Annotated in this window: 7 protein-coding genes and 2 pseudogenes; 3 read left to right on the top strand and 6 right to left on the bottom strand. The window is 61.4% G+C overall.

What is annotated here, in order from left to right:
* Positions 1–166: 166 nt before the first annotated feature.
* Positions 167–430 (bottom strand): annotated as a pseudogene (locus AB7I51_RS17610) (hypothetical protein); the annotation flags it as partial.
* Between the two features lie 5 nt (positions 431–435).
* On the bottom strand, positions 436–1,068 hold the full coding sequence (locus AB7I51_RS17605) for a TetR/AcrR family transcriptional regulator (RefSeq protein ID WP_428405567.1): 633 nt from the start codon (positions 1,066–1,068) through the stop codon (positions 436–438).
* 121 nt (positions 1,069–1,189) lie between these two features.
* On the opposite strand from AB7I51_RS17605, the gene AB7I51_RS17600 reads away from it, so the two are divergent.
* Positions 1,190–2,371, top strand: a complete 1,182-nt coding sequence (locus tag AB7I51_RS17600) for an FAD-binding domain (RefSeq protein ID WP_428405568.1) — start codon at positions 1,190–1,192, stop codon at positions 2,369–2,371.
* Between the two features lie 32 nt (positions 2,372–2,403).
* Here the strand turns inward: AB7I51_RS17600 and AB7I51_RS17595 are convergent, their stop codons facing one another.
* On the bottom strand, positions 2,404–3,237 hold the full coding sequence (locus AB7I51_RS17595; RefSeq protein ID WP_428405569.1) for a class I SAM-dependent methyltransferase: 834 nt from the start codon (positions 3,235–3,237) through the stop codon (positions 2,404–2,406).
* Here AB7I51_RS17595 and AB7I51_RS17590 point away from each other — a divergent pair.
* Complete coding sequence (locus AB7I51_RS17590; RefSeq protein WP_428406379.1) at positions 3,224–3,361, top strand: hypothetical protein; 138 nt, start codon at positions 3,224–3,226, stop codon at positions 3,359–3,361. The two genes, AB7I51_RS17595 and AB7I51_RS17590, sit on opposite strands and share 14 nt — an antisense overlap.
* On the opposite strand, the gene AB7I51_RS17585 is transcribed toward AB7I51_RS17590, so the two are convergent.
* Complete coding sequence (locus AB7I51_RS17585) at positions 3,345–4,127, bottom strand: SGNH/GDSL hydrolase family protein (RefSeq protein WP_428405570.1); 783 nt, start codon at positions 4,125–4,127, stop codon at positions 3,345–3,347. The genes AB7I51_RS17590 and AB7I51_RS17585 overlap by 17 nt on opposite strands.
* Before the next feature lie 185 nt (positions 4,128–4,312).
* Between AB7I51_RS17585 and AB7I51_RS17580 the strand changes: the two genes are divergently transcribed.
* Positions 4,313–4,474: a hypothetical protein gene (locus AB7I51_RS17580; RefSeq protein ID WP_428405571.1), complete on the top strand. Its 162-nt coding sequence runs from the start codon at positions 4,313–4,315 to the stop codon at positions 4,472–4,474.
* 158 nt (positions 4,475–4,632) lie between these two features.
* Here AB7I51_RS17580 and AB7I51_RS17575 read toward each other — a convergent pair whose 3' ends face one another.
* Both AB7I51_RS17575 and AB7I51_RS17570 read right to left on the bottom strand, forming a co-directional pair.
* Positions 4,633–5,094, bottom strand: a complete 462-nt coding sequence (locus tag AB7I51_RS17575) for a hypothetical protein (RefSeq protein WP_428405572.1) — start codon at positions 5,092–5,094, stop codon at positions 4,633–4,635.
* Between the two features lie 31 nt (positions 5,095–5,125).
* A pseudogene (locus AB7I51_RS17570) lies at positions 5,126–5,241 on the bottom strand (IS5/IS1182 family transposase); the annotation flags it as partial.

The following is a 5,241-nucleotide window of genomic DNA, read 5'->3' as shown; positions in this document are numbered from 1 at the left end:
ATCTCCATCGCCGCCCGACATCGATAGTGTCCGCTTGTATTTGAAATGGACACGATCATCGCGCCACCGTCAGGCAGCTATCTCGAAAACCGGGATCAACACCAGGCGGCCCACGACGGAGGGATACCGCGGTCCCGCCAAAGGCGGAATTCAAACGGGGACGCTGTCAAATGGGCGGCCTTTTTCCTTGCCCCGCCCCTTCCGGTAGCCTTGCCGCCGCCGCGCGGGCCTCCTCGGTGATTGCGGCGCCCGACAGCATGCGGGCGATTTCCTCGCGCCGCTCGCCCGCACCCAGCACGGAGACGCTGGTCGCGACGCGCTTCTCCTTGCCCGCCTTCGCCAGCGCGGGCTTGCTGATCCGCAGATGCTGGACCTTTAAGGCCAGCATGAAGCGCGCGAGTTCACCGCCCGACGCGACGTCCATTGGCGGCAAAATCAGCGCGCCTCGGACTGCGCGGAGATGAGGCTGCGGAACAGCGCGATGTGCTTTTGCGGCATGGCTTCTTTCTCCTCGCTGTCGAGTTGCCTCCAATGGGCGACGACCCAGCGATCGAGCGATTCAAGGAGCGACATCGTCGAATCGATCAGCAATGATTGCGGCAGATCGGTCCGCACCACGCCCAGCGCCTGTCCGCGCGCGATGATCAGCGTGACCCACTCTCTTACCGCTCGAAAGAGCCGCCCGGTCGCCGATCCCTGCCTTGGATCGCTGCGCAGGCGATAGAACATGCCGCCGAATTGCACGAGCCAGGCGTTTCTGTCGACGACGGCGATGGCGCGTCGATAGAGCTCCTCGAAGGCGTCCCAGAAATTCTCCGCGTCGAGCGCCGCCGGATCAAAGCCGCCGATCTCCTTGAAGAGGACGGTCAGCGATCGCTCGATCATCGTCGTGAAGAGATCGGCCTTATCGTCGAAATAGTAATAGAGCGAGCTTTTGCTCATTCCCGATTTTTCGAGAATGCGATTGAGCGAAGCGCCGTCGAAGCCATGCGCGGCAAACTCCTCCGCGGCGCTCTCGAACAGGCGCTTCTGGCGTTCGGCATCAAGCTTGTCGAGGCGGCGACTCATCGCATTGACCATATCCCATTCTTGCGGTACAAATCATGTTGTGTACCACTGGTACATACTAAAGTCTTGGTTGATCGTCGCTGGGCGCCGGGCAGGCGCCCCGAAACGAAAGGAAGCCGCGATGAAGATTGCCATCAGTGGCGCGGGGATCGCCGGGGCGACGCTGGCCTACTGGCTGCTGCGCGCCGGGCATGAGCCGCTCATCATCGAGCGCGCCCCGGCGCTCAGGACGGGCGGTTACCTCATGGACTTCTGGGGGGTCGGCTACGAGGTCGCCGAACGAATGGGCGTTCTCCCCGCCGTTCGCCATGCCGGCTATCAGGTTGGGGAGATTCGTTTCCTTGCCGACGACGGGCGCAAGGTCGGCGGCTTCGCCGTCGACGCGCTTCGCGATTTGATCGGGGGGCGAATGACGAGCGTGGCGCGCGGCGATCTCGCGGCAGAAATCTATCGCTCGATCGACGGACGTGTCGAAGCGATCTTCGACGACCAGATTTTGGCGATCAATGAGCATGACGACGGCGTGCGGATCGCGCTGCAAAGCGGCGCGAAACGCGATGCCGATATCGTCATTGGCGCCGACGGGCTGCACTCGCGCGTTCGCGAACTGATCTTCGGGACCGAGGACCGCTTCGAAACGGACCTTGGCTATCGGTTCGCGGTGTTCGAGACCGCCGGCTACGAGACGCGCGACGAGAACGCCTATATCATCCATGCCGCCACGTCGCGTCAGATCGCGCGCTTCGCGCTCCGCGACGGCCGAACGCTTTTCCTGCTCGTGTTCAGAAGCGAACTCTCGAATGGCGCCGATCCGAACGGTCCGGCGGAAACTCGCGCCCTGCTGAAAAGGATATTCGGCGACGCGGGATGGGAGTCGGGCCGTATTCTGGCGGCGATGGAAAGCGCCGATGATCTTTACTTCGACCGCGTCAGCCAGATCCGCATGCCGTCGTGGAGTCGCGGGCGGATCGCGCTCATTGGCGATGCGGGCATGGCGGTGTCTTTTCTCGCTGGCGAAGGCGCCGGGCTCGCGATGACCGAGGCCTATGTGCTGGCGGGAGAGATTTCGCGCGCGTCAGGCGATTACGCAAAGGCGTTCGCCGCCTATGACGCCCGGCTGCGGCCTTTCATCGAGGACAAGCAGCATACCGCCGCGAACTTTGCCTCCACCTTCGTGCCGCAGACCGAGTTTGGGATATGGCTCCGCAATCAGGCGACCAAATTGATGGCTTTGCCCGGCGCCGCCAATCTCATGATGGGCAAGAGCCTCAGCGACGATTTTGCCTTGCCCGACTATGCGTGATCGAAGCGCGAGAGAGACTTATCGGTGCCACGCTAAGCGTTGGTCCACATTCCGACTTCGGAGCGTCCGACGATCACGCTGCCGTTCGAACGCGCCTCTTGAAGCAAACGGTCGCGGAAACTCTCGATATTGACCTCCTCGGCCGTCGCCACGCCCATCTTCACCATCGTCGGGAGAAGGCTTTCGACAATATCGCCCACTCCCATCAGCCACTCTCGGGCATTGGAATCGCCCGCGACGAAGGTGTGCAGGCGCATCGTGGGAGGAGGGAGGTCCGCTTCAGTGAAAACAAAGCGAGCTCTGTCCAAGAAGTTCCAGGACTGGCCGCTCAACTCTGTTGTGTCAATGATCCAACGACAGGCCCGCTCGTAAAGCGGCGCGAGAGGGAACGACCGAACGAAAGTCCAATCGGGTTCATGAAAGACGAGCAGGCCTCCTTGGACCAAATGCCGGGCGAGCCCACGCAACATCGCCGATGGGTCAGCCTGAAACGGGAGCACATATCTGCCGATCACCGCTTGAAAGCGCCGGTCGAACTTGATCTCCGCAGGGTCGCCTTCCCGGAATTGAACGTTACGAAGACCCCGCTGTTGAGCCGCCGCGGTCGCTGCTGAAACCGCAGCGGGCGCCTTGTCGATGCCCATCACCATTCCTGTCTCGCCAACGAGCTCAGCCGCGAGAAACGCAACGTCGCCGGCGCCGCTGCCGACGTCAAGTACGCGCATGCCTTGCGCAATGCCCGCTTCGCGCAGGAACTGCCTCGTAACTGGCTCAAGGAAACGCGCCTGGGCGCGAAGGCGATTGAGTTCGTGATCGGAGTGGCCGAGGACGTAAGGAGGATTCGAGTCTCTATTGTCGTTGCTCATCGGCGAGTACTCGGCGTTGTTAAACGACGCAATTCAACCACCGCCGGCGGCGACGATCTCCGAAAAAGGCGACAGAACTTTATCCGATCGTCCGCTGCGCCAGCTTTTCATGCGTTTACGCTGAATTCGGATATCACGAAGTCGCGGGTAATTTCGAACAATCGCTCGTGGCACTTTGCGTTGCCATGAAGCCCGTCCTCCGCAAGCAGCGGGCCCATGTCTTCATTTTGCAGAATGGAGAAGAAATCAAGTATTCTGGCGCCTTGCGCGCTCGCGACCGCAACCAGCTCTCTTGAATACTCTTCGGCGTCTTGGAGCAAGTAATAGGCGTCAGTTCCGGAATAAGGCGTCGTGCGAGTCTCGTCAAAGGGAATGCCCGTCATCACCACCGTCTCGGATACAGCCTTCGCTGAAGAGATAAGTTCGCTCATCATGCCCCGGAATTGCTCTATCGAAACCGCGTTCGGAGCTTCTCGCCGACCGTCACGGCGGCTGTCGTTAAAACCGGGATACACCATGATCAAATGTGGTCTTCGAGCGGCCGCCTCCAAAGGGAGCCGTTGAATCAAACTCGGCGTTTGCTCTCCCCAAATCCCAAGATTGTATATGCGATTCCTTGCATCAATCGAATCGTGCCAAAGCCTCAGTCGATTTACAAAGCCGCCACATTCCTTGTCCGCTGTTCCGTAAATTGTGCTCGAACCAAAAATAGCGATGCGTCGCGGAGGCATATCTGGCTCTCCCTTCTCCGGCGATGGGCGGCGCCCTCGTACGATGACGCGTCGCCATCGGCTGACCTGCCCTTGAAGTTTCATCCAGTGGCGAAGAGATGTCTCGTCCAGGTGTTTGGTACGCCTGAGGGCGTGGATATATAACAGGCGATCGGCCAAGCGCGTCGAGCTCGCGCGATCGCCTATGCGACAGGATCGGTCGCATACTCCGCCGACATCGGCGCCTTGTTTAGGTCAAAGCCAGTATCAGCTTCCGACAGAAAATGGCTGTGTCATTGCCTTCCAGCAGCGCCAGCGTATGCTGCGCACCCGCCCGATTGCCCAATCGACAAGGAGAACGAGCGATGACGACCCCGAGCGAACGAGAAACGCTTGCTATTTCCGGCGCCGCGATCGGCGCAACAGTGGGCGCAGTGGTTGGCGCATTGTTCGGCGTGATCGGAATTGCGGTAGGAGCATTCGCCGGGGCCACGATCGGCGCCGCCGCTCGTCTTGCGAAAGCATGAACTGATCGGACGACGTTTTTGCCGCCTCGCGATTGCCGACTCGCCTGATCGCGCTTCGAGCGACTTGACGGTTCTGATCCGTTTTTTACGGCCCCAAACGCCCCGCCAGCGGATGTAACGGCGGGGCGTTTCGATTCCGAAACCAGCTTACGGCGCTTCTACCAACCCCAGCCGCCGTAGCCCCATCCCGGATAGCCGCAGACGTTCACCCAAGTCCGCCCCCATCCAGTCCAGACCGGGCGGTAACATCCGTAACCATAGCCGCCATAGAAAGCACGGCGCCAGGGGCGGTAATAATAGGGACGATAACCCCCCCAGCCGCCGTAGCCCCAACCGGGGCGTCGCCATCCGTAGCCGCCCCAGCGGCCAAACCCGCCGCCCCAGCGACCCCAGCCGCCACCGCCCCACCGGCCAAATCCGCGACCCCAGCCGCCTCCGCCCCAGCCGCCTCCGCGGCCCCAGCCGCCTCCGCCCCAGCCGCCGAAGTGACCGCCTCCAAAGCCGCCGAAGTGGCCGCCGCCGAAGCCGCCGAAGCCGCCCCCATGCCCCCAAGCAAGCGCTTCTCCGGGCATGAGGAGTGCGGCGGCGAGCGCGCCAATCAGAGCAATTCTTCGAAGCATCGTCATGCTCCTCTGTCTAGCTTAGAGGGTGTTATGCACCTTGCATGATGTTTGCGGCGCGTTTGAGCATGAGGCAGACGAAGGCGACTACGTGGAATCCTGCCAAGGTCTCGGCATAACGCTCATAGTCTTTTACTAGCCTTCGGC

This window comes from Methylocystis sp. (assembly GCF_050246715.1).
Lineage (GTDB): Bacteria > Pseudomonadota > Alphaproteobacteria > Rhizobiales > Beijerinckiaceae > Methylocystis.
Note: the sequence above shows the minus strand (reverse complement) of the source record. Positions and strands in the feature narration are given on the sequence as shown.

Excerpts from the sequence above, each read along its gene's own strand:
- AB7I51_RS17580 (WP_428405571.1), top strand. The coding sequence starts at position 4,313 with ATGACGACCCCGAGCGAACGAGAAACGCTTGCTATTTCCGGCGCCGCG.
- AB7I51_RS17575 (WP_428405572.1), bottom strand. The coding sequence starts at position 5,094 with ATGCTTCGAAGAATTGCTCTGATTGGCGCGCTCGCCGCCGCACTCCTC.
- AB7I51_RS17595 (WP_428405569.1), bottom strand. The coding sequence starts at position 3,237 with ATGAGCAACGACAATAGAGACTCGAATCCTCCTTACGTCCTCGGCCAC.
- AB7I51_RS17600 (WP_428405568.1), top strand. The coding sequence starts at position 1,190 with ATGAAGATTGCCATCAGTGGCGCGGGGATCGCCGGGGCGACGCTGGCC.
- AB7I51_RS17605 (WP_428405567.1), bottom strand. The coding sequence starts at position 1,068 with ATGAGTCGCCGCCTCGACAAGCTTGATGCCGAACGCCAGAAGCGCCTG.